Raw genomic sequence first — 23,356 nt, forward strand, 5'->3', positions numbered from 1 at the left:
CACCGGGCCGCTCAGTCGCCTTCGCCCTGCGGCGGCAGATCCTTGACCACTTGCGGGTCGTTCTCGGTCATGCCGACCTTGGCCGCACCGCCGGGCGATCCCAGCTCGGCGAAGAAGTCGGCGTTGATCTGCGTGTACTGGCTCCACTGGTCCGGCACGTCGTCTTCGTAGTAGATCGCTTCGACGGGGCAGACCGGCTCGCACGCGCCGCAGTCGACGCATTCGTCGGGGTGGATGTAGAGCATCCGAGCGCCCTCATAGATGCAGTCGACCGGGCACTCCTCGATACACGCCTTGTCCTTGATGTCGACACAGGGTTCGGCGATCGTGTACGTCACAGACGTCTCCTCCATGTACTAGTCCGTGTACCAGGCTGAAATGTTGGGCTGTTCAGCTCGCACCGGCGCGTCCGACCGCTTCCGATGAAGCTTTCGGTTACTGATACTAGACGTTGCAGATACAGGTCAACCATTCGGCGCGCCTGTCCGTATACAGATTTAAGACCGACAGTCTCGGAGGCCGCGACCGGGTCCCGTTTCGCCGAGGGCGAACGCCGCCAACATGCCGCTGACCTGCGAAGAGTAACGCCGCGGCTGCGGCGTTCGATAGCTCTTGCGTTGCGAGTACGCTCGCGGGGCCTGGTAATCTCAACCGGAGGACGGCAACCGCTGGGCAGATGTTCTCGCCGTAATAGCGGTGCATTAATTGGGGAAGGTGTCCACACATGAGGCTGTCGTTGAGCAAATTGGGCGTTGCGGTTGGCAGCGCGGCGGTGGCGTTGACCGCCGCGGCCGGGGTCGCTTCGGCCGACCCGTCGGACGCGATCATCAACACCACCTGCAACTACGGGCAGGTCATCGCGGCACTGAACGCGACCGACCCGGCTGCTGCCCAGCAGCTGAACTCGTCGCCGGTGGCGCAGTCCTACATCCGCAACTTCCTGGCGGCGCCGCCGCCGAAGCGCCAGCAGATGGCGCAGCAGATTCAGGCCATGCCGTCGGCGCAGAAGTACTACGACGACATCAACCAGGTCGCGGTCACCTGTAACAACTACTGAGCCGATCGCTCCGCACGAAGCGGTTCAGTAACCGCCGAGCAGGCGGCGCACCCGGCCCAGGGTTTCCGGCCCGACGCGGCTGCGAATGCGTGATGGATCTGCGGGTCTACGTCCCCAGAGCAGCAGCACGCGCGCGGCCGCGTCGGTTTCCAGGGTGGCCGGGCCGTCCGGTTCGGCAAATCCGATGGTGACCTGATCCGGATCGGCGGCCACGACGACGTCGTCGGTGCCGTCGGCTCGCAGGCGGGCCTCGATGCGCTCACCCGGCTTCAGCTGCTTGGCCCCTTTCGCGAGCAGCGGCCTGCCGACCGCGAGGACGCTGTGCGTGGTCATCCACGGCTCGGCCAACCGGGCCCGGGCGGCCGGTTCGTCGCCGGTGATGTCCCAGCTGTGCAGGACGAGCTCCTCGCGCATGTGCTCGGCGAACCACGGCACCTTCATGGTGCGGCCGGTCCACGCGACATCGGTGTCGGCGGACACCCCTTCGGCGGCCGCCGCAACGTCGTTCAGTGTGGCCATCCGCTCGGTCAAGGCGTCCCACAGGTCCGCGTCGTTCAGGGCGCGCAACGGAGCCTCACGTTCCTCGAAGTCGCGGGTGGCGACGGGCTCACCCGCCAGATGGCCGCCGAGCACCCTGGCGAGTTCTTCGGCGTTTCCGGCCTGATGCACGACGATGTCGCGCACCGTCCAGGCTTCACACCAGGTGCCGGCGTCTGGTCCGTGTCTGCGGACCGCATCCACGAACGGAGCCCACTCGGGAAATCGGTCGTCGTCGATTCGTCGCTTCACGGCTCCGGGTATACCCGCCGCCTGTGACAAGCAAGCGAACTACGCGGCCAGGGTCGTGTAATCGGTGGTGCGTTGCCGCCCCGGGCGGCCGATGCCCTCGGCGATCGCGATCAGCTCGGCCACCGTCTTGGCCGAACCGTATTCCGAACCGGCCATCCGCGAGATGGTCTCCTCCATCAACGTGCCGCCCAGGTCGTTGGCGCCGCCGTTGAGCATCACCTGCGTGCGCTCGACACCGAGCTTGACCCAGCTGGTCTGAATCTGGGAAATGCGGCCGTGCAACATGATTCGAGCCAGCGCGTGCACCGCCCGGTTGTCGCGATGGGTGGGGCCGGGACGCGACGCGCCGGCCAGGTACAGCGGCGAGCTCTGGTGCACGAACGGCAACGGCACGAATTCGGTGAAACCGCCGGTGCGGTCCTGGATGTCGCGCAGCACGTTGAGGTGGCCCACCCAGTGCCGCGGGCTGTCGACGTGCCCGTACATCATCGTCGACGACGAGCGCAGCCCCACCTCGTGTGCGGTGCTGACGATTTCGATCCACAGCGACGTCGGCAGCTTGCCCTTGGTCAGCACCCAGCGCACTTCGTCGTCCAGGATCTCGGCGGCGGTGCCGGGGATGGTGTCCAGGCCCGCCTCGCGCAGGCTGATCAGCCACTCACGAATGCTCAACCCGCTCTTGGTCACACCGTTGGCGATCTCCATCGGGGAAAACGCGTGCACGTGCATCGACGGCACCCGCGCTTTGACCGCCCGGACCAGGTCGGCGTAGCCGGTGACCGGCAGCTCGGGGTCGATGCCGCCCTGCATGCACACCTCGGTGGCGCCTTCGACGTGCGCCTCCCAGGCACGGTCGGCGACTTCGTCGGTGGACAGCGAGTACGCGTCGGCGTCGCCCTTGCGCTGCGCGAACGCACAGAACCGGCACCCGGTGTAGCAGATGTTGGTGAAGTTGATGTTGCGGTTCACCACGAAGGTCACGTCGTCGCCGACGGTCTCGCGGCGCAGGGTATCCGCAAGGGCGGCAACGGCTTCCAGCGCCGGACCGTCGGCGGTCGCCAGCGACAGGTATTCGCTGTCGGAGCAGCCGGCGGGGTCGCGTTCGGCGGAGCGCAGCGCCGCGAGCACGTCGGTGTCGATGCGTTCGGGGGCGCGCGCAGCCAGTTCGTGCACGTGGGCGCGGATCGATTCCCAGTCACCGAAGGCGCTGTCGATGTCGCTGCGGGTTTCGGTGTTGCGGCCTTCGCTGTCGATCGCCGCGTTGAGGTCGACCCGGCCCGAGGAGCCGACGTCGTCGGGCTCCTGCCAGGGCAGCCCCACCGGGTTGACGTCGCGAGCCAGGCCGGTCGCCGGATCGGCCAGCGCCGTCACGTGTGCGGCCACCCGCGGGTCGATCCAGGCCGAGCCCGCCTGCACGTATTTGGGCTGCGCGGTCAGCCGCTGAACCAGCTCGTAGCCGGCCTCGGCGGTCACGGCGGCCAGATCGTCCAGGGCCGGCCACGGCCGCTCCGGGTTGACGTGGTCGGGCGTCAGCGGTGAAACCCCGCCCCAGTCATCGACTCCGGCGCCGATCAGCGCCAGGCACTCGTCGCGCGACACCAGGTTGGGGGGCGCCTGAATGCGCATCCCGGGTCCGAGCACCAACCGCGCGACCGCCACCGTCGCCAGGTAATCCTCGATGCCGGCGTCGGGGACGGCGGCCATCGCGGTGTGTTCCTTGGCCCGGAAGTTCTGCACGATCACTTCCTGCACGTGACCGAACTCCTTGTGCGACTTGCGAATCGCGTGCAAGGTGTCGGCGCGCTCGGTGAGGGTCTCGCCGATGCCGACCAGCAGGCCGGTGGTGAACGGAATCGACAACCGGCCCGCGTCGGTCAGGGCGCGCAGGCGAACGGCCGGGTCTTTGTCCGGGCTGCCGTAGTGCGCAAGCCCTTTCGTCTCGAACAGCCGGCGCGACGTGGTCTCGAGCATCATGCCCATCGACGGCGCCACCGGCTTGAGCCGCGCCATCTCCGACCAGCTCATCACGCCGGGGTTCAGGTGCGGCAGCAGGCCGGTTTCCTCCAGCACCCGGATCGCCATCGCCCGCACGTAGGACAGCGTCGAGTCGTAGCCACGCGCCTCCAGCCACTCGCGCGCCTCCGGCCAGCGGTCCTCTGGCCGATCGCCGAGGGTGAATAGCGCTTCCTTGCAACCGAGTTCGGCGCCGCGACGGGCGATGTCGAGGATCTCGTCGGGCTCCAGGTACATGCCGGCGCCCTGGGCGCGCAGCTTGCCGGGCACGGTGACGAACGTGCAGTAATGGCAGCTGTCCCGGCACAGGTGGGTGACCGGTATGAAAACCTTGCGCGAGTACGTGATCGGCAGGCCACCACCCGGTCCGCGCCGTCCCGCCGACTCCAGACCCGCGTCGCGCACCCGCGCCGCGCTGGCGCACAGATCCGCGAGATCCGCGCCGCGCGCGGTCATCGCGACCGCCGCCTCGTCGATGTTCAGCGCCACACCATCTCGAGCCCGCCGCAGAACCCGTCGCAGCGCCGACGCACTGACCTCGGTGGAGGCCTTGGCCGGAACCACAGGGTCAGGCAGAGCGGTAGGCTCCTCGCCCGGAGTCAACAGCACCTTTGTGTAACTTCCCGACGATCGAATTTCATCCGCGCGTCCCAACATGTGAAATCGTGGCACCCGTTGCGGGTCCCGTCTGGGCAACAGTCAACAGTAGCGGCACACCCGCGCGGGCAAGCGGGCGACATCCCCGCCGAGCGTCAGGCGCCCCGGCCGCGCCGCCACAGCACCCACACGGGCGGCGCCACCCCCAGGACCAGCAGCAATAAGGCGCCGTAGGCCATCAGGCCGCGGCCCCCAGGATCACGTCGTCGGCCGGGCCGCCCATGCTGATCACCGCGACCGTCAGCAGCCAGGTCCACAGCGGCAGGGCCGCGAGCCGCGGCGAGCGGGTCCAGCGACCGGCGGCCCACACCAGCGCCGCGTTCACCAGTCCGGAAACGAGTCCACTGATGGGGAACGGGACCGTCCCGATGTAGAGAGGCAGCAGCAGAGCCCCGGCAAGTGCGGAGAGCACCCCGTCGACCGCCAAGAGGGCCAACACGACGAAACGGATCGCGGGGTCGGTTGCGCCGCCGTCGTCCAGGGACGCGACGCGTGGCTTGGTTTCGGTCAGGTCGGGACGCTGTCGATGTTGGACATGATGGAGCCGATAACCCACTGCAGGCTGTCCAGCCGGTCCTGCCAGTGCTGCTGATTAGGGTCCAGGTCGGGGTCCATGCGAATTCCTTCCGTGGCTGCCTGATTGGCAGCCTACCGCGTCGGGGCGGCGGGGAAACCAAGCCCTGCGAGCAGGTCCGTCTCCCAGCCGCGCCCGTCGCGCTCCCCCGCGGCGCCGGCGGCCAGGACGTAATGCTCGTCGCCCAGTATCGGTATCGCCGCGTTGTTGGACAGCGCGCAGGCGCGGCCGGTCGGTCCGACCATCACCTGGGTGGCGTGCGCGGCGAGCGCCGCCCGCTTGGCGTCGGAGGCCTCCGGGGCGGTCTCGACGACGGCGTCGATGTCGGCGTCGGCGTAGCCGAAGGTGAACTCTTCCTTGGGCGGGATCGACCACTCGGGCCGCAGATCCTCGGGCGTCAGGGCGTCCATGGCCGCCTCGAACGTGCGCGTCGCGAACACCGACCAGTACAACTTCGGCACGGCCCAGGGCTCGCCGGGGAAGTCGGCGCCGGCCCCGGGCCCGGCCGCCGCCACGGCGGCCACCGTCACCCGGTGCGCGTGCACGTGATCGGGATGGCCGTAGCCGCCGCCCGGGTCGTAGGTCACGACGACGTGCGGGCGCTGCTCGCGGATGACGGCCACCAGCGCGCCGACGGTCTCGCGCTCGTCGGCGTCGATGAATCGCTGCCGATGCCGCCGGGGCGTGCCGCGCATGCCGGAATCGCGCCAGCGGCCGGCCCCGCCGAGGTAGTGGGGCTCGCCGATGCCCAGCGCCCGCAGCGCGGCGGTCAATTCGCCGATCCGGTAGCCGCCGAGCTGGTCCGCGCGATCGACGGCGAGTCCGGCCCAGCGATCGCCGATCACCTCGCCCTCTTCGCCGAGCGTGCAGGTGACGACCCGGACGTCGGCCCCGCGGGCGGCATAGTGGGCGATGGTGGCGCCGGTGCCGAGGCTTTCGTCGTCGGGATGCGCGTGGACGAACAGCAGCCGCGGCGTCTCAGGCATGGACGGCACCCTACCGTCACCGGCGCCGATTTCGGCAGCCCGGCGGCTACCCACCGGTAAGCGACAGATAGGAACGCGCACGGCTACTATCAAGGGGTGCCTCAGCTCACGGACGCGGACCACACCGGCAGCCGAAGCCGTAGGCGAGGTGAGGTTCTCGAGCGTGCCCTCTACGAGGCGACCCTGGCCGAGCTGACCGAGGTCGGTTACGGCGGCCTGACCATGGAGGGGATCGCGGCCCGGGCCCACACCGGCAAAGCGGCGCTCTACCGGCGCTGGGACACCAAGTGCGAGCTGGTGCACGCCGCTTTGGTTTTCGCGCTGCCGCCGCTGCCCGAGCTGCGTTCCGGCCGCTCGGCCCGAGAGAACCTGCTGGCGATGTTCACCGCCCAGCGTGACCTGCTGGCCGGAAAGACCGGCTTCCCGGGCCTGGACGTCGTCCATCAGCTGTTGCACGAACCCGAGATGCGGGCCATCTTCGCCGACGCGGTGGTGCGGCCAAGGATGGCCATCGTGGAATCGATCCTGCAGGCCGCCATCGCGGACGGCGACCTCGACCCGAAGGTCGTCACGCCGCTCACCGCCCGCATTGGCTCGGCCCTGATCAACCAGCATTTCGTGCTGAACGGGTCGCCGCCGAACCGGCGCGACCTGGCGCTGATCGTCGACACCGTGATCCCGCCGCGGGCGGCGCGGGCCGCCGACTGACGGCGCGCGTTACGGCCCGGTCTTGACCCACTGGCCGGCGTCGCCGACGATGCCCACCGGAACCGCGCCGGACAAGCTGACGTTCTGCACGCTCGGGCCGGCGGCGACGATCGTGGTGTCCTGCAGGATCGGCAGCACGGTGGACATGTTCCACAGCCGCGGCTCGACCGCGGTGATCACGTCGTTGATGTTCTTGGTGCCGTTGAGGGCCGCGTCGATGTTCGACTGGATGCTGCGATCGCAGATCCCGGTCAGGTTCGACGGCGCCTGCACCAGGGCGTTGGGATCGGCGGGGCGGCTGGGCGGTGGCGTCGTGGTCGGAGTCGTCGACGTGGCGGCCGGGCTGGTGGACGGCGTCGGACCGGCGGAGGTGGTGGGCGCCGGCGCCGGCGCGTTGGAGATCGGCACCTGGGTCGATTCCAGTGCGCGACAGCCGTATCGGGACGCGAGCCGGGCCGCCAGGTTTCCGCCGGCCTGATGCCAGCCGACGATCGCGTCCACCCGGTTGTCGTTCAGCGCGTCGTGGTACAGGGTGACCGGGTCCAACGCCAGCACGGTCGCCGCGATGCCGACGTTGCGCAACCGGTCGGCGGCGGTGTTGGCGACCGCTACCGAGGTCGGGTCGTTCGCCGCCACCCCGATCACCAGCGAAAGTTGTTGGCCGTCCTTGCTGATCCGGCCGCGGATCACCTCGGGCGGCCCGGTGTTCGGCGGGGTCGGCGCCGGCGGGGCCCCCGAGGGCGAAGCGTTGGGTTCGACCTTGTATCCGGCGCCCTCCAGCAACGCCAGCGCGGCCGGCGTCGTCATCGCCGGGGCGCGGTCGGCTCGTATCCGGGGTCGCTCGGCGCGCGGATCTGGGCCTGGTCCAGGGTGACGGTGTTGTCGCTGCCCGCGCCCACGGCGGCGAGCAGGTCGACGTCGAGCAGCCCCAGGATCGCCTTCCGCACCTGCGTGTCAGCCAGTTTGGCCTCGTTGGCCCGCAGCGTGAGCTGCATGACCCGCGGCGTCACGATCCGGGCCGTCCGGACGTCGGGGATGGCGGACAGCTGCGCGAAGGCCGCCGAGCCGCCATGCACCTGGGCCACCTGGGTGTCGCCGTTGCGCACGGAATCGGCCAGCGCGGCCGGCGCACCGGCGCGCCGGAAGAGAATGAGCGCGGGTTTGGCGGGCGACCCCCAGTAGCGGTCATTGCGCGCCACCAGGATCTCGTCGCGCTGCGGGTCGATGCTCTCCACGCGGAACTGCCCGCCGGTGACCGGCATCGCCCGGGCCAGGCCGGCCGCGAAGCCTCCGGGCACGTCCTTGACGATGTGCGCCGGAAGGATGTTGCTGAACAACTCTTTCCACGACGGATACGGTTCGGCGAAGGTGACCACCGCCTGCTTGCCGCCCTCCAGGGACTGCACGCCGGTGATGAGGTCATACCCGGCCGGGTCGACGACCCCGGGCTGGCTGACCATCTGGTGCCACAGGTACCAGAAGTCGTCGGCGGCGATCGGCGCGTTGTCCGTCCACTGCGCCTCGGGCCGGATCTTGTAGGTCACCGTGAACGGGTTCTGGCTGGTCACCTCGGCCGACACCAACAGGGTGGGGTCCATCTCCCAGCGTGAGCCGGTCGGCGCGTTGGGGTCGGGCACCGGCCGGAAGGCGCTGGGCAGCACCAGCGCGCTGATCGCGGCGTTCACCGGCGACAGGTCGGACAGCAGGTGCGGGTTGAAGCCGGCGCCGATCGAGTCGATGCCCATGATGATCTCGCTGACCCGGGGCGGCGGCGGCACCGAGTTGTGCGGCGTATCGGTGCTCTGCGGCGCCGGCGGCGGGTTGACCGTGCAGGCCGACAGGACGAATCCGACCGACGAGACCAGGCCGGCGAGCACCATGAACAAGCGGCGGACGCGTCTCGGCACGCTGATCAGGGTATCGAGCAGCTGCACAGCAGCCCGTCCGACCACCCGGTGCTAACCCCGGGCCTTGGCGCGCGACCGGCTGCGGGCCCGGGAGGTGGCGTCCAACTCGACCTTGCGCACCCGGACGATCTCCGGGGTCACCTCGACGCATTCGTCTTGCGCGCAGAATTCCATGGCCTGCTCGAGATCGAGCTCGAGCGGCCTGGCCAGCGTCTCGATGACGTCGGCGGTCGACGACCGCATGTTGGTCAGCTTCTTCTCGCGCGTGACGTTGATGTCGAGATCCTCTGCGCGCGGGTTGATTCCGACGACCATGCCCTCGTAGGTGTCCTGGCCGGGTTCGACGAAGAACTGACCCCGGTCGGCGAGCTGGATCATGGCGAACGGCGTGATGGTGCCGGCGCGGTCGGACACCAGCGACCCGGTGTGGCGGGCCCGGATCTCCCCCGCCCACGGCCGGTAGCCGTCGAACACGGCGTTGGCGATGCCGGTGCCGCGGGTCAGGGTGAGGAAGTCGGTGCGGAAGCCGATCAGGCCGCGGCTGGGCACGATGAAGTCCATCCGGACCCAGCCCGCCGCGTGGTTGGTCATCTCTTCCATCCGGCCCTTGCGGGCGGCCATCAGCTGGGTGATCGCGCCGACGAACTCCTCGGGGCAGTCGATGGTCATCGCCTCGAAGGGCTCGTGCAGCTTGCCGTCGATCGTCTGCGTGACCACCTGCGGCTTGCCGACCGTGAGTTCGAAACCCTCGCGGCGCATCTGCTCGACGAGCACCGCCAGCGCGAGTTCGCCGCGGCCCTGCACCTCCCAGGCGTCGGGCCGGTCGATGTCGACGACCTTGATGGAGACGTTGCCGACGAGTTCGGCGTCGAGCCGCGACTTCACCATGCGCGCGGTCAACTTGTGGCCCTTCACCTTGCCCGCCAGCGGCGAGGTGTTCGTGCCGATGGTCACCGAGATGGCGGGCTCGTCGACGGTGATGCGCGGCAGCGCGTGCGCGTGGTCCGGGTCGGCCAGCGTGTCGCCGATCATGATCTCCGGAATGCCCGCGACGGCGACGATGTCGCCGGCGATCGCCTCGTCGGTGGGCGTGCGTTCCACGCCCTCGGTGACCAGCAGTTCGGTGATCTTCGCGTTTGTGATGACGGGATGCCCGTCCACCTCGCGCATCCAGGCGACCTGCTGGCCCTTGCGGATCCGGCCCTTGTAGATGCGGATCAGCGCAAGCCGTCCCAGGAAGGCCGACGCGTCGAGGTTGGTGACCAGCGCCTGCAGCGGCGCCTCGGGATCGCCCTGCGGCGGCGGGATGTGCTCGAGCAGCACATCGAACAGCGGATCGAGGTTGTCGCCCGCGGGATTCTCGCCGTTGGCCGGTTCCGTCGTGCTGGCGATGCCCGCCCGCCCCGAGGCGTACAGCGTCGGCAGGTCGAGGGCGGCCTCGGCAGCCTTCTGCGCTTCCTCGTCGAGGTCCGATGCGACGTCGAGCAGCAGGTCGTGGCTCTCCGAGACCACCTCGGAGATCCGCGCGTCCGGCCGGTCGGTCTTGTTGACCACCAGAATCACCGGAAGGTGGGCGGCCAGCGCCTTGCGCAGCACGAAACGGGTCTGCGGCAGCGGGCCCTCGGAGGCGTCGACCAGCAGCAGCACCCCGTCGACCATGGACAGGCCGCGCTCCACCTCGCCGCCGAAGTCGGCGTGGCCCGGGGTGTCGATGACATTGATGACGGTCGTCGTTCCGTCCGCATTCTTGCGATGCACGGCCGTGTTCTTGGCCAGGATCGTGATGCCCTTTTCCTTCTCCAGGTCCCCGGAGTCCATCAGGCGCTCGACCGCGTCGTCACCGCGGTGGTGCAGCGCGCCCGACTGCCGCAGCATCGCGTCAACCAGGGTGGTTTTTCCGTGGTCGACGTGGGCGACGATGGCGACGTTACGAAATAGCACGTCGGTGATTGTGGCAGCGGGGGCCTGTCAAAGCGAACTGGCTACCGAACCGGCTGGTAGCCGCGCGCCCCGCGCCCGTCGGCTACCAGCCCCGCCGGCGCGGCGCCGTCCCGACCAGTTGGCCCTTACCGGCCGCCTCGCGGCTGCGGTAGACGATGTAGGGCCTGAACAGGTAGACAACCGGTGCGCTGAACACGTGCACCAGCCGGGTGAAGGGCCACAGCGTGAACAACACCATGCCGATCAGGGCGTGCAGCTGGTAGTCCAGCGGTGCGTTGATCATCACCTCGCCGTGCGGCTGGAATATCCAGATCCGGCGGAACCACAGGCCCACCGTGTAGCGGTAGTGGAACTCGCCGCCGTGCGGGCCGGTGCCGATCAGGTCGCAATACAGGCCCACCACGATCGCCAGCAGCAGCACCACGTACATCACCTTGTCGCTGCGGCTGGTGGCGATGTTCACCGCCGGGCGGGTGAACCGCCGGTAGATCAGCAACCCGATGCCGATCAGCGTCGCGATGCCGGCCGCCGACCCCGCGATGACCGCCTGCAGGTGGTAGACGTGGTCGCTCATCTTCAGCATGTGGGTCACCCGGGGCGGGACGAACAGCCCCATCACGTGTCCGGCGAACACCGCCAGGATGCCGAAATGGAAGATGGGGCTGGCGATGCTCAGCAGTCGCGACTCGTAGATCTGCGACGAGCGTGAGGTCCAGCCGAACTTGTCGTAGCGGTAGCGCCACCAGGTGCCCACGATCAGCACCGACAGCGTGACGTAGGGCGCGATGTCCCAGAACAGGACGTTGCTAAACACTTGGCGTTCCTTTCCGGGGTGGCACGGTCAGGGTAAACGGTTGCAGCCCAACGGCTTCCGCCGGCGGCCCGGCTTCCGCCAGCCGCTCGGCGCGGCGGACTTCCTGATCGGTTGCGGCGGGCAGGGTCTCGCAGACCGCCGCGACCGTCGGCTCATACGGCGACTTTGCCTCGGCCAGGGCGCCGCGCAGCACGTCGATGGGCACGCGGTGCCGCTCGAGCAGTCGCCGACCGACCTCGGGATCGACGGTGGCGGCGAACTCGAGCACCACCGTCAGGTGGTCGGGCGCCTCGCCGCCGGGCGGCGTTACACCCGCCTCCCGGTACGCGGTGGCGAACGCCAGCATCTCGCGGCCGCGGTTGCGGGTGTCCCCCGCTGTCCAGTAGGTCAGGTACATCGTGGCGCGCCGGCGCATGTCGAACGTGGCGACGTAATCCATCGCCGCGGCCATCGGCTCGCGGGCGCGCAGCGCCGCGACCGTCTGCTGCAGCAGCGCCGCCGGCGGACCGCTGATGTGGGCGAGCAGCTCGTCGACCGCGTCCAGTCGCGCGGCCAACCCGTCGTCGGGGTAGGACAGCAACAGCGACGCCGCCTGCCACACCAGGCGGTCCTGCATCGCCCGGTTGGTGGAGCGCTCCCGCAGGGCCGAAAGCAGTTTCATCGCTGCCGCCCCTCGGGAAACATCCCGGCGGGCGCCTGGCCGCCCTCCCAGTTGAGCAGGTTCACCCGACCGGACGGCCGCAGGTTGCCGGGATCGTCGCCGCGCTGTTGCAGGGTGTGGAAGGTCTCCACCGAGACCACCGGGTCCGACTCGTACATGCCGGGTCCGCCGTCACCCGTCAGCGAGCAGCCCATCTCCTCGAGATCGCGGGCCTGCGGAGCGAAGGCGGTCGGAATGACGTAGCGCTCTTCGTATTTCGCGATCGCGAGCAGCCGGTACATCTCGTAGATCTCTTCTTCGGTCAGGCCCACCGAATGCGGGATGTGCGGCTGGGTCTCGCGGCCGAGGTTGATGTCGCGCATGTAGGAACGCATCGCCGCCAGCCGCCGCAGCACGCCCTCGACCACGGCGGTGTCGCCGGCGGTGAACAGTTCGGCCAGATACTGCATCGGGATGCGCAGCGCGTCCAGCGCGCCGAACAGGTTGCCGAGGTCTTCCCCGTCGTGCCCGTCGCGGCTGACCGCGTCGACCACCGGCGACAGCGGCGGGATGTACCAAACCATCGGCATGGTGCGGTATTCCGGGTGCAACGGCAGCGCCACCTTGTAGGTGTGGATCAGTGCGTACACCGGTGAACGCTGTGCGGCCTCGATCCACTCGTCCGGAATGCCCTCCGCCCGCGCACCGGCGATGACCTCTGGATCGTTGGGGTCCAGCAGGATCTCGCACTGCGCGGGATAGAGATCGGTCTCCTTCTCCACCGACGCCGCCTCAAGCACCCGGTCGACGTCGTAGAACACCACACCCAGGTAGCGCAGCCGCCCCACGCAGGTCTCCGAGCAGATGGTCGGCAGGCCGACCTCCATCCGCGGATAGCACAGCGTGCACTTCTCGGCCTTGCCGGTCTTGTGGTTGAAATAGACCTTCTTGTAAGGACATCCGGACACACACATCCGCCAGCCGCGGCAGCGGTCCTGATCGACCAGCACGATGCCGTCCTCGCTGCGCTTGTACATCGCGCCGGACGGGCACGACGCCACGCAGGACGGGTTGAGGCAGTGCTCGCAGATGCGGGGCAGGTAGAACATGAAGGTTTCTTCGAGCGAGAGCTTGACCTCTTCGCTGACCTTCTTCAGGATCGGGTCCTCGGCCAGGATCTCCGGCGACCCGGCCAGGTTGTCGTCCCAGTTCGGCCCCCACGAAATCTTCATGGGCTCACCGGTTATCGCGCTCTTGGGCGCGGCCGTCGGGAAGGTGTCACCCGCGGGTGCCGTGGTCAGGTTTTCGTAGTCGTAGGTCCAGGGCTCGTAGTAGTCGCCGATGAGCGGCAGCTTCGGATTGGCGAAGATCCGCAGCAGTTTGTGCAGGCGGCCGCCGTCGCGCAGCCGCAGCCGGCCCTTCTTGTCCCGGATCCAGCCGCCGCGCCACCGCTCCTGATCCTCGTAGGTGCGCGGATAGCCTTGCCCGGGACGGGTTTCGACGTTGTTGAACCAGACGTATTCGGTGCCGGGCCGATTGGTCCACGCTTGCTTGCAGGTCACCGAACAGGTGTGACAACCGATGCATTTGTCGAGGTTCATCACCATCGCCAACTGCGCCATGACCTTCATCGCGGTCCCCCCTTTCGCGCCGTGTCGGTGCGCATCAGTACTGCACCTCCTGGCTGCGACGACGCACGACGGTCACCTCGTCGCGCTGGTTACCGGTCGGCCCCAGATAGTTGAACGCGAACGCGTGCTGGCCGTAGCCGCCGGCCAGGTGGCTGGGCTTGATGCGCACCCGGGTCAGCGCGTTGTGGTTACCACCGCGCTTGTTGTTGGTTTCGGAGCGCGGCGTGTCCACGGTGCGCTCCTGGACGTGGTAGACGAAGACCACGCCGTCGGGCATCCGGTGGCTGACGATCGCCCGGCACACGTAGATGCCGTTGACGTTCACCGCCTCGACCCAATCATTATCGCGCACTTGAATTTTCGCCGCATCACCCGGACTCATCCACATCGTCGGTCCACCGCGGGACAGCGAGAGCATGTACAGGTTGTCCTGGTAGGTGGAGTGGAACGACCACTTCGAGTGCGGCGTCAGGTAGCGGACGGTCAGCCCGATCCCACCGTTACCGTCCGGGGTCGGGCCCAGCTGTGGCTGGCCGAACAGGCGCGCCATGTCCAGCGGCGGCCGGAACACCGGCAGGTGCTCGCCGAGCTCCTCGACCCAGTCGTGTGCGAGATAGAAGTGCATGCGCCCGGTGAGGGTGTGGAACGGCTTGAGGTTCTCGATGTTGATGGTGAACGGCGCGTAGCGCCGGCCGCCCGTTTCGCTGCCCGACCATTCGGGGCTGGTGACGACGGGGACGGGCCGCGCCTGGGTGTCGGCGTAGCTGATGCGCTTGTCCTCGCTGCCCTCGGCCAGATGCACCAGCCGCTGACCGGTGCGCTTCTCCAGTTCGTGGAAGCCCTCGACGGCCAACCGCCCGTTGGTGGTGCCGGACAGCAGCAGCAGCACGTCGGCCATTCGAGACGCGGTGGTGATGGCCGGGCGACCCGCTGCCACACCGGATTTCAGCACCCCGAACTTGGCGGCGAGCTCCTCGACCTCCCGGAAGGGGTGCACCGTGATGCCTTTGGTAGTCAGGCCGAATTTGTCGACCAGCGGACCCAGCGTCAGCCACTTGTCGTAGACGGCGGTGTAGTCGCGCTCCACCACGGTGAGCTTGCCCATCGTCCGCCCCGGCACCGGAGTCCCTCCCGAATGCAACCAATCCTGTTCGGTGCCATCGGGATAGGCCATCGCGTCCGGGGTGTCGTGCTGCAGCGCGGTGAGCACCACGTCGGTGCGGGTGCCCAGGTGATCCTTGGCCATGGCGCTGAAGGCGCGGGCGACGGCACCGAAAGCGTCGAAGTCCGAACGGGTTTCCCACGGCGGATCGGTCGCGGCGCTGAAGGCATGCACGTACGGGTGCATGTCGGTGCTGGAGATGTCGGCCTTCTCGTACCAGGTCGCGGCCGGCAGCACGATGTCGGACACCAGCGTCGTCGAGGTCATCCGGAAGTCGATCGACATCATCAAGTCGAGCTTGCCCTCGGGGATGTCCCCCTCGCAGGTCACGTCGGTGGGCCGGACCCCGTCCTCCGGCGGCAGCGCCGAAGCGTTGGAATCGGTGCCCAGCAGATGGCGCAGGAAGTACTCGCCGCCCTTGCCCGACGAGCCGATCAGGTTGGCGCGCCACACGGTAAGCACCCGTGGCCAATTCACCGGATTGTCGGGATCGGTCACGGCGAGCTTCAGCTTGCGCTGGCCGAGCTGTTCGGCCACGTACTCGGCGACGTCGCGGTCCGCGGCGCGCGCCTCGTCGGCGACGTCCAGGCTGGACCGGTCGAACTGGGGGTAATACGGGCTCCACCCCATGGCCACCGAGGACGCCAGCAGGTCCATGGTGTGCTTGCCCGCGAACCGGCCCCGGCCGATCGGGCTGGCCAGCTTGTCCGCGCCGTACCCGTCGTAGCGCCATTGGTCGGTGTGGGCGTACCAGTACGAGGCACCGGGCACCTGCCGCGGTGGACGCACCCAGTCGGTTGCCATCGACATCGTCTGGAACCCGGTGAGCGGGCGCACCTTTTCCTGGCCGACGTAGTGGGCCCAGCCGCCGCCGTTGCGGCCCATCGATCCGGTGAGCATCAGCAGCGCGAGCACCGCGCGGTAGATCGCGTCGCTGTGGAACCAGTGGCAGATCCCGCCACCCATGATGATCATGGAGCGGCCACCGGATTCCTCGGCGCTGCGCGCGAATTCCTTTGCCACCCGGATGGCCTGGGCGGCCGACACCCCGGTGATCGGCTCCTGCCACGCCGGGGTGTTCTGCTGGGTGGCGTCGTCGTAGCCGGTGGGCCACTGGCCGGGCAGGCCGGGCCGCGCCACGCCGTATTGGGCGAGCATAAGGTCGAAGACGGTGCACACCAGGTGCTTACCGATGCGGCGGACCGGGACACCGCGCGCCACGGTGGTGCCCTCGCCGTCGACGGTGTCGAAGCTGGGCAGGTGGACCAGCGCGCTGGTGTCATCGCCGTCGCGGCGCACGCTGAGCGCCGGCGTCAGGTCACCGAGATCGAGATTCCATTTCCCGACGCCCGACTCGCCATACCGGAATCCCAGCGAACCGTGCGGCACCGCAACCGAATCGGTGTTCTCGTCGAGCACCGCGGGCTTGAGCGCCGCGTTCTCCGAGCTCTTGAAGGCCTCCCCCAGGTCCGCCGCCGTGAGGTTCTTTCCCGGCACCAGCATGCCGCCGCGCTCTTCGAGCTTGATCAGGAACGGCAGGTCGGTATAGCGGCGCGCATAGTCGGTGAAGAACGGAACCTGCTTGCGCACATAGCATTCCGAGAGGATGACGTGGCCCATCGCCATGGCCAGCGCCCCGTCGGTGCCTGCCGCGCAGGGCATCCATTCGTCGGCGAACTTGGTGTTGTCTGCGTAGTCAGGACTGACGGTCACCACCTTGGTGCCGCGGTAGCGCGCCTCGGCCATCCAGTGCGCGTCGGGGGTGCGGGTGATCGGGACGTTGGAGCCCCACATCATCAGATACGCCGCGTCCCACCAGTCCCCGGATTCGGGCACATCGGTCTGGTCACCGAACACCTGCGGGGAGGCGACCGGCAGGTCGGCATACCAGTCGTAGAACGACGTCATCGGGGCGCCGATCAGCTCGAAGAACCGCGAGCCGGCGGTGTAGGACACCATCGACATCGCGGGGATCGGAGAGAACCCTGCGACCCGATCCGGTCCGTAGGTCTTGATGGTGTGTACGTGGGCGGCGGCGATCAGCTCGGTGGCCTCGGCCCAGGTGACCCGGACCAGTCCGCCCTTCCCGCGCGCCTGCTGATAGCGGCGGCGACGATCCGGATCGGACTGGATGTCCGCCCAGGCCAGCACCGGGTCGCCGAGCCGCGCCTTGGCCTCCCGGTACATCTCGATCAGCACGCCGCGGGCATACGGGTAGCGCACCCGGGTCGGCGAGTAGCTGTACCACGAAAACGACGCACCTCGGGGGCAGCCCCGCGGCTCGTACTCGGGCCGGTCCGGGCCCACCGACGGGTAGTCGGTCTGCTGGGTCTCCCAGGTGATGATCCCGTCTTTGACGTAGATCTTCCACGAGCACGAGCCGGTGCAATTCACCCCGTGCGTGGAGCGGACCACCTTGTCATGGCTCCAGCGGTCGCGGTAGAACACGTCGGCTTCGCGACCGCCCTCCCGCGTCACCGTGCGCAGGTCGGCCGAGATCTCGCCCGGCGTGAAAAACCGCCCGCTGCGCTCCAGGAGCTCCTCGAGCACTCCGCCAATGTGAGGTGTGACAGTCAAGAAGTAGTCCTCCGATTCGGTAGCGTCGCGCCTCGTCGCCAAGTCGTTCGTTCGACCCCGTGTGCGTTGTTTTCGGCCATCAGCCCGTCGATCCGCCCGCCCGCACCAGCTCGGATCGGCTCAATGCTCGGCATGTCAGGCCCGCGGGCCGGGGGGCGATACACGACCAGCATAGGTCTGGGCCGAGGGCGTGATCAGGTTTGCCGCGCGTGGGCGAATTACGGAAAAAGTGGTCATGAGCATCGGTTTTTGCGCACCCTTCAGCGTCCCTGTCCGGCGCCGAGGCCGTGACGGGACGATCTGAACAAGCATTCGGCTCGATATCGGCACGCACATCCAGGGCAGCTTCGTGTCGCGTCGTTATTACAAGTCATATTGTTCTATTCAGTTCACTGCGAAGACCTGCAACGCGGCTGTACATAAGCTGCCGGAAGTCTGTGGACTTGTTATGAGGCACCCGTCAAAGGGCCCGCGCCAGGTCCCCTAACCAGCCACGATCGGCCGGCACCCAGTCGAGATCGTGCAGCTCAGCCGCCGTGATCCAGCGCAACGCGCGGTGATCGCGGGCGTCGGGCTCGCCGCGGAGCAACCGTACGCGGTAGGCCCGCAGCGTGAACCGGCCGTCCACCGCGACGTCGGCGCCCAGCCGATCGCCCACCACGACATCGCCGACCGCCAGGCCCAGCTCCTCGGCCAGCTCGCGGGCCAGCGCGTCACGCTCGGTTTCACCGGGCGCGACCTTGCCACCGGGCAGCTCCCAGCGGCCGGCCAGCTCCGGGGGACGGCCGCGTTGCGCCACCAAGACCTTGGAGTCGCAGATCAGGGCGCCCGCGACGACGATCTGGGTGGGCATGGCCAGTGACGGTATACCGTCGGGGCCCGCGCGGGGCACGACGGCCTGGGCCGGGAGAAAGATCAAATTCCACCGGAACGGCCTTAAATTCTCGCGTCGCGTGTCGAAATGCTTTGTGGCACAACGGTTCTCTTCCGGTTTGACCGCCAGCGTGGGATACTGTGGCCCTGGCCGGTCACTATCTCTAGCAGGCACTTCCAGGAATGGGGGTTGGCAATGACCACCGAACCCGCACCGACGTTCACCCGCACATTCAGGGGCTATGACAGGGCCGCGGTCGATACCTACATCCAGGTGTTGCTCACCAAATACAAGTCCCTGAGCGACGAAGTCCACAACCTCAGGGCCCAGCGAAACGAATCCAACGATGAGGCGGTCGCGCTGCGGATCGAAGTCGCCTGCCTCAAGGACGAGATCGCCGTCCTCTCGGACACCTCGCCCTCGCCCTACGCCATGCAACATCGGATGGCGAAGTTGCTGAGGCGCGCGATCGATGAGATTTCCCAGATGCAGGACGAGTCGCGCGCTGAGGTAGAAGCGCTGATCGCCCAGGCTGAGGCCGAGGCCGACGCTGCCCAACGAGAGCACCGGGAGTTGCTGGCAGACATCGCCGCGCAGCGCAAGGCGGTCGAGGCGGAATGCGCGGCAAGCAGGAAAGAATTCGACGCCGAACTCGCCAGACTGCGCGCCGAAGCCCAGTCGGCGATCGACGCGGCGTGGCAGGAAGCCCAGCGTGAGCGCGACCAGCTCCTCACCGACGCAAAGGAGCGAGCTCGCCATTCCGACGAGCAGGCGCGCAGGGCGCTGGCCGAAGCGAATCAGCGACGAATCATGATCCTGGAAGAACTGATGGGCGTGGCCCACGACCTGCAAAGGGTTCCGGCGATCCTCGAGTCGGCATACCAGGAACGCAGCAACCCGCCGGAGGAAAGCGTCGTGGTGCAGCTGGATCAGAAAAGTCAGGCGCCGGGTCCCGCTGTTGCCTCCTAGTTGACCTCGTCGTCGACAAGCCCGTCGGAAAGTGTCGCGAATTCCTCCCCCGCGGCGTGGCCGCCGACGGTATACCGTCGGGACATGGCTGTGTTAACGGATGAGCAAGTAGACGCCGCACTGCCCGATCTCAACGGATGGGAGCGCGCCGACGGCGCCCTGCGCCGCTCGATCAAATTTCCGAGTTTTCTCGCCGGCATCGATGCCGTACGCCGGGTGGGCGAGCACGCGGAGAGCAAAGACCACCACCCGGACATCGATATTCGTTGGCGGACAGTGACTTTCGCCCTCGTCACGCATTCCGAGGGCGGCATCACCAATAACGACATCGACATGGCGCGCGACATCGACGGCATCGTCGACAACTAGTTTTTCGCACCCTCGCCGCGGTCGGTGGTCACGCTCGGCGCGAACCCCGCCTTCCGTCCGCTGGCGGCGATCCAGATCAACGTCGCCACCGCCGCCACGATGTAGATCAGCCCGGCCCACGCCAGGTACCAAGGCCGGCTCACCTGCCAGATGGTCGGTTGGGCGAAGCTCAGCAACCACGGCACGCCGATCACGGTGAGCGCCAGCCAACCCCAGCCCACGATGCGCGCTCCGCGCAGCTCGCGCACCGGGCCGTGGATCGCCCAGATCATCAGCGGCACCAGCCACACCCAGTGGTGCGTCCACGAAATCGGTGAGAGCAGCAGCCCGAACAGCTCCACCACCAGGAGCCTGCCCAGCCGATCGGTGGAGCCCAGGGCGCGCCAGGCCAGCACCGCCAGCACCGCGGTGACGGCGACGGCGGTCACCACCAGCGGGCCGAATCCCACGTCGTGGCCCAGGATCCGCGAAATGCCGCCGCGCCAGGACTGATTGAACGAGGTGGCGATGGGGCCCACCCGATGGGCATCGCCCAGCAGGTCGGTGAAGTAGTAGCGCGTCTGATCGCCGACGACCAAGACCGAAATCCCAATGGTGGCAACGAAAATGACAGCCGAGAACACCGCGGCGCCCCACCGGCGCGCGCCGACCAGATAGACACCGGAGATCGCGGGGGTCAACTTGATGCCGGCCGCCACGCCCACCAGTAGCCCCGAGAGCCACCACCGGGTGGTGTAGACCGCCCACAGCACCGCGGTCATCAGCAACACGTTGACCTGTCCGTAGTCGAATGTGCTGCGCAGCGGCTCGATCCAGATTGCGACGGCGGTCCAGAGCATCGCCACCCGCCGGCCGGCGGCACCGGTGGCCACGCCCATCAGGCGCTGGCTGAGCCGGACCGCGCCGTACAGCGCGGCCATGGTGGCGACCTGCCAGAGGAACGCGACGAGGCCGAACGGCAACAGGTGCAGGGGGTAGAAGACGACGGCCGCGAACGGCGGGTAGGTGAACGGCAGCGGGAAGTCGGGCGTCTGGTCGGCGTAGACGTAGCTGTACAGGGTGCCGGGGTGGTCGATCGCGGCCGCCCCGCCGAGGTACACGTGCAGGTCGACGAAGTTCGCGCCGTTGGGAGCCAGATACGTCCACGCCAGCCGCGCGGCGATGCTCGCGATGAGCAGCATCGGCGCGGCCGCCTGACAAAGACTCGCCAACCGCTGGGGCTTGGGTGCCGCCGGAGCGGCCGAGGTGGTGTCTATCCGCCCGACTTTAGCGAGCGGGGTCCGCGCGGCGGGGCCGTCGGTCCCCATTCAGCTTCGTGGAGGGCTCTTTTCGCCCGTTCGGTCACCCTTCTCACTCGTATCAGTAACGAGTTCATAAATGCCACACGTGTCACTTGAGTCCCATCTGCATCAAAGTAACTTCAGCGCCGGACCTGTAATCGATCAATCAGGGAGAGTCATGCCAACCATCTGGACTTACATGCGAGCAGCCGCCGTCGTGGTCGGTTCGTCCGCAGCGCTATTGACGGGCGGTATCGCCCACGCCGACCCCGTGCCGGCCCCGGCCGTGCCGAACATTCCGCAGCAGCTGATCAGTTCGGCGGCCAACGCACCGCAAATCCTGCAGAACCTCGCGACCGCACTCGGCGCCACCCCGCCGGCGGCTCCGGCCTCCCCGGGCATCAGCTTCCCGGGTGTTCCGGCGGCCACCTCGCCGGCAACCGCGGCGGCTCCGGCGGCGGGCCTTCCGTCGATTCCCGGACTGACCGCGCCGACCAGCCCCGCCGGCCAGGTGCCTTCCACGGCGGCCAACCCCTTCCTTCCGGGGCTGGCGCAGTCGGCGACCCCCGCCGCGCCGTCGACGGCGACCGGCGGTATCCCGGGGATGATCCAGGGCTTGACGGGTGCGCAGCCGGCGGCTGCGGGTCCCGCCGCCCCGTCCGCTCCGTCGATCCCGGGCCTGCCCGCGATCCCGGGGCTGTCCTCTCCGGCGGCACCGGCCACTCCGCCGGCTCCGCAGATTCCGCAGGCGCAGGTCAACATGCCGGCGATGCCCGCCGGCCTGCCGGTCAGTGTGCCTCCGAAAGTCACGCTCCCGCAGGACCTGCCGGCGCTCGCTTCGGGTCAGGCTCCGGCCGCACCCGCGCCAGCCGGGGCACCCGCGCCGGCGGCCAGCCCCGCCGGTCCGGCAGCGCCGCTGCTGGCCGCCCTGCCCTGATCTGTTTCGTAAACGGCTAAACCACCACTGAGAACCGGAGGACACACACCGTGGCAACCACTTGGAATCTGTCCAAAGGTTTGGCCGCTGTCGTCACGGCATCGGCTGTCGCGTTCGGGCTCTGCCCGAGCGCGGCAGCCGACCCGGCGGCGCCGCAGCCGACACCGCAGCCGAATGCGGCCCCAGGATTGCCGGGCCTGCCTGCCCTGTCGCAGCTGAGCCCGCTCATCCAGCAAGCGGCCGCCGACCCGCAGCAAGCGACACAGCTGCTGATGGCGGCAGCGCAAGCCTTCGCGCACAACCCGAGCACGCCCAGCGAGTCGAAAAACGTTGCGGCCGCGGTCAATCAGTTCGTCGCCGAGCCCGGCGCGCCGGCGCAACACGTGCCCGCGGCCGGGGTAGAGCCCGGTTTGCAGGCCCACCTGCCCGCCGGCATCGACCCGGCCCACGCGGCCGGCCCGGCACCCATGGCGGCTCCCGCCGCTCCAGCTCCAGCGGCAGCCCCGGCCCCCGCGGCGGTACCGGCGCCCGCACCCGCAGCGGCTCCCGCGCCCGCAGCCGCCCCGGCGCCCGAGGCGCACCTGCCGGCCGGCATCGACCCGGCGCACGCGGCCGGTCCCGCACCCGCCGCGGCACCCGTCGCACCGGGACCCGCCCAACCGGCCAACGTGCCCGTCGCGGCGCCGGCCCCGGCGCCACCGGCCCCGGCCGCGGCACCGCCGGCGGCCCCGCCCGCACCGGAGGCCGCACCGGCCCCGCGCCCGCACCCGCGCCCGCACCGGCGCCCGACGCCGCCCCGCCGCGGCGAACCCGGGGTTCGGCCCTGACACGCCGCCCACGCAGGACTTCATGTACCCGTCGATCGGCTCCAACTGCCTCGCGGACGGCACCAGCGCCATCGCCACCGCGCTGTCGGTGGCGGGGCCGGCCAAGATTCCCGCGCCGGGTCCGGGGCCCGGCCAGACCGCCTACGTGTTCACCGCGGTCGGCACGCCCGGCCCCGCCGACGTGCAGAAGTTGCCGCTGAACGTCACCTGGGTGAACCTGACCACCGGAAAGTCGGGAACCGTCGCCCTGCAGCCGCGTCCGGACATCAACCCGGAGGGGCCGACGACGTTGAGCGCGATCGTCGACACCGGCTCGGGCAGCATCATGTCGACGATCTTCGGGCAGGTCACCACGAAGGAAAAGCAGTGCCAGTTCTTGCCCACCATCGGCTCGACGGTGGTGCCGTAACGAACCACCGCCCCCAATGCGCGTGTCCCCGACCGGGGGCACGCGCATTTTCGTCGAGCGCGGCTAGTACGCCATGAACAAGATGGCGTCGCGGTCGTACTCGAGGCCAGGATGCGCACTGGCGAGGTGAGCCTGGGTCAACTCGACCAGTTCGTCCTCGTCCTTGCCGACGATGGCTTCGCCGCACGGACACGTCAGGTGTGTCTTCACGTTGCCGCCCTTCCCTTCTCCGGAC

Annotated in this window: 17 protein-coding genes and 3 pseudogenes; 6 read left to right on the forward strand and 14 right to left on the reverse strand. The window is 68.8% G+C overall.

The features are described 5' to 3' along the window. Positions 1–11: 11 nt before the first annotated feature. Positions 12–338, reverse strand: coding sequence for a ferredoxin (fdxA, locus tag B9D87_RS12895; protein WP_007773662.1), 327 nt, complete (start codon positions 336–338; stop codon positions 12–14). A gap of 386 nt (positions 339–724) precedes the next feature. Between fdxA and B9D87_RS12900 the strand changes: the two genes are divergently transcribed. Beyond that, positions 725–1,057: a hemophore-related protein gene (locus tag B9D87_RS12900; RefSeq protein WP_007773659.1), complete on the forward strand. Its 333-nt coding sequence runs from the start codon at positions 725–727 to the stop codon at positions 1,055–1,057. A 24-nt stretch (positions 1,058–1,081) separates the two neighbouring features. On the opposite strand, the gene B9D87_RS12905 is transcribed toward B9D87_RS12900, so the two are convergent. From B9D87_RS12905 to mshB, 4 genes and pseudogenes are all read right to left on the reverse strand, one after another. After that, positions 1,082–1,846, reverse strand: coding sequence for a maleylpyruvate isomerase N-terminal domain-containing protein (locus tag B9D87_RS12905; RefSeq protein ID WP_007773658.1), 765 nt, complete (start codon positions 1,844–1,846; stop codon positions 1,082–1,084). Between the two features lie 39 nt (positions 1,847–1,885). Then, positions 1,886–4,516: a bifunctional FO biosynthesis protein CofGH gene (locus B9D87_RS12910; RefSeq protein ID WP_080598609.1), complete on the reverse strand. Its 2,631-nt coding sequence runs from the start codon at positions 4,514–4,516 to the stop codon at positions 1,886–1,888. A 95-nt stretch (positions 4,517–4,611) separates the two neighbouring features. After that, positions 4,612–5,072: pseudogene (locus B9D87_RS12915) on the reverse strand (hypothetical protein). Positions 5,073–5,164: 92 nt separating this feature from the next. Next, positions 5,165–6,076: an N-acetyl-1-D-myo-inositol-2-amino-2-deoxy-alpha-D-glucopyranoside deacetylase gene (mshB, locus tag B9D87_RS12920; protein WP_007773649.1), complete on the reverse strand. Its 912-nt coding sequence runs from the start codon at positions 6,074–6,076 to the stop codon at positions 5,165–5,167. Between the two features lie 96 nt (positions 6,077–6,172). On the opposite strand from mshB, the gene B9D87_RS12925 reads away from it, so the two are divergent. Continuing rightward, positions 6,173–6,784, forward strand: coding sequence for a TetR/AcrR family transcriptional regulator (locus tag B9D87_RS12925; protein WP_007773648.1), 612 nt, complete (start codon positions 6,173–6,175; stop codon positions 6,782–6,784). A 9-nt stretch (positions 6,785–6,793) separates the two neighbouring features. On the opposite strand, the pseudogene B9D87_RS12930 reads toward B9D87_RS12925, so the two are convergent. From B9D87_RS12930 to B9D87_RS12960, 7 genes and pseudogenes are all read right to left on the reverse strand, one after another. Continuing rightward, positions 6,794–8,697, reverse strand: a pseudogene (locus tag B9D87_RS12930) (ABC transporter family substrate-binding protein). Positions 8,698–8,742: 45 nt separating this feature from the next. Then, the gene (gene typA, locus B9D87_RS12935) at positions 8,743–10,632 is read right to left on the reverse strand and encodes a translational GTPase TypA (RefSeq protein ID WP_007773645.1); all 1,890 of its coding nucleotides are present in this window, start codon (positions 10,630–10,632) and stop codon (positions 8,743–8,745) included. Between the two features lie 82 nt (positions 10,633–10,714). Then, positions 10,715–11,446 carry a respiratory nitrate reductase subunit gamma gene (narI, locus tag B9D87_RS12940; RefSeq protein WP_007773643.1) on the reverse strand — a complete coding sequence of 244 codons (732 nt, stop codon included), beginning with the start codon at positions 11,444–11,446 and terminating at the stop codon, positions 10,715–10,717. Further along, the gene (narJ, locus tag B9D87_RS12945) at positions 11,439–12,107 is read right to left on the reverse strand and encodes a nitrate reductase molybdenum cofactor assembly chaperone (protein ID WP_007773642.1); all 669 of its coding nucleotides are present in this window, start codon (positions 12,105–12,107) and stop codon (positions 11,439–11,441) included. The genes narI and narJ overlap by 8 nt, the downstream gene beginning before the upstream one ends. Then, complete coding sequence (gene narH / locus B9D87_RS12950; RefSeq protein WP_007773641.1) at positions 12,104–13,717, reverse strand: nitrate reductase subunit beta; 1,614 nt, start codon at positions 13,715–13,717, stop codon at positions 12,104–12,106. The genes narJ and narH overlap by 4 nt, the downstream gene beginning before the upstream one ends. 34 nt (positions 13,718–13,751) lie before the next feature. Further along, entirely contained in the window at positions 13,752–17,456 is a 3,705-nt protein-coding gene (locus B9D87_RS12955; RefSeq protein ID WP_007773637.1) for a nitrate reductase subunit alpha, read from the reverse strand. A gap of 460 nt (positions 17,457–17,916) precedes the next feature. After that, positions 17,917–18,309, reverse strand: a complete 393-nt coding sequence (locus tag B9D87_RS12960; RefSeq protein WP_040631223.1) for a (deoxy)nucleoside triphosphate pyrophosphohydrolase — start codon at positions 18,307–18,309, stop codon at positions 17,917–17,919. A 216-nt stretch (positions 18,310–18,525) separates the two neighbouring features. Between B9D87_RS12960 and B9D87_RS12965 the strand changes: the two genes are divergently transcribed. Next, positions 18,526–19,299 carry a cell division protein DivIVA gene (locus B9D87_RS12965; RefSeq protein WP_007773632.1) on the forward strand — a complete coding sequence of 258 codons (774 nt, stop codon included), beginning with the start codon at positions 18,526–18,528 and terminating at the stop codon, positions 19,297–19,299. Positions 19,300–19,383: 84 nt separating this feature from the next. Next, positions 19,384–19,668 (forward strand): 4a-hydroxytetrahydrobiopterin dehydratase, encoded by a 285-nt coding sequence (locus tag B9D87_RS12970; protein ID WP_007773631.1) that lies wholly within the window; start codon positions 19,384–19,386, stop codon positions 19,666–19,668. Here the strand turns inward: B9D87_RS12970 and B9D87_RS12975 are convergent. Further along, a complete protein-coding gene (locus tag B9D87_RS12975; RefSeq protein WP_040631156.1) occupies positions 19,665–20,975 on the reverse strand; it encodes a mannosyltransferase in 1,311 nt (436 codons plus the stop codon). The genes B9D87_RS12970 and B9D87_RS12975 overlap by 4 nt on opposite strands. A 151-nt stretch (positions 20,976–21,126) precedes the next feature. Between B9D87_RS12975 and B9D87_RS12980 the strand changes: the two genes are divergently transcribed. Next, entirely contained in the window at positions 21,127–21,885 is a 759-nt protein-coding gene (locus B9D87_RS12980) for a hypothetical protein (protein WP_007773629.1), read from the forward strand. A 50-nt stretch (positions 21,886–21,935) separates the two neighbouring features. After that, a pseudogene (locus B9D87_RS12985) lies at positions 21,936–23,121 on the forward strand (Rv1157c family protein). Positions 23,122–23,184: 63 nt separating this feature from the next. On the opposite strand, the gene B9D87_RS12990 reads toward B9D87_RS12985, so the two are convergent. Next, entirely contained in the window at positions 23,185–23,331 is a 147-nt protein-coding gene (locus B9D87_RS12990) for a hypothetical protein (RefSeq protein WP_007776396.1), read from the reverse strand. Positions 23,332–23,356: the final 25 nt, after the last annotated feature.

This window comes from Mycobacterium colombiense CECT 3035 (assembly GCF_002105755.1).
Lineage (GTDB): Bacteria > Actinomycetota > Actinomycetes > Mycobacteriales > Mycobacteriaceae > Mycobacterium > Mycobacterium colombiense.

Bases quoted from the DNA above. Each gene is read 5' to 3' on its own strand.
- B9D87_RS12900 (WP_007773659.1), top strand. From the start codon at position 725: ATGAGGCTGTCGTTGAGCAAATTGGGCGTTGCGGTTGGCAGCGCGGCG.
- B9D87_RS12910 (WP_080598609.1), bottom strand. From the start codon at position 4,516: ATGTTGGGACGCGCGGATGAAATTCGATCGTCGGGAAGTTACACAAAG.
- mshB (WP_007773649.1), bottom strand. From the start codon at position 6,076: ATGCCTGAGACGCCGCGGCTGCTGTTCGTCCACGCGCATCCCGACGAC.
- narJ (WP_007773642.1), bottom strand. From the start codon at position 12,107: ATGAAACTGCTTTCGGCCCTGCGGGAGCGCTCCACCAACCGGGCGATG.
- narH (WP_007773641.1), bottom strand. From the start codon at position 13,717: ATGAAGGTCATGGCGCAGTTGGCGATGGTGATGAACCTCGACAAATGC.
- B9D87_RS12960 (WP_040631223.1), bottom strand. From the start codon at position 18,309: ATGCCCACCCAGATCGTCGTCGCGGGCGCCCTGATCTGCGACTCCAAG.
- B9D87_RS12965 (WP_007773632.1), top strand. From the start codon at position 18,526: ATGACCACCGAACCCGCACCGACGTTCACCCGCACATTCAGGGGCTAT.
- B9D87_RS12970 (WP_007773631.1), top strand. From the start codon at position 19,384: ATGGCTGTGTTAACGGATGAGCAAGTAGACGCCGCACTGCCCGATCTC.
- B9D87_RS12975 (WP_040631156.1), bottom strand. From the start codon at position 20,975: ATGGGGACCGACGGCCCCGCCGCGCGGACCCCGCTCGCTAAAGTCGGG.
- B9D87_RS12980 (WP_007773629.1), top strand. From the start codon at position 21,127: ATGCCAACCATCTGGACTTACATGCGAGCAGCCGCCGTCGTGGTCGGT.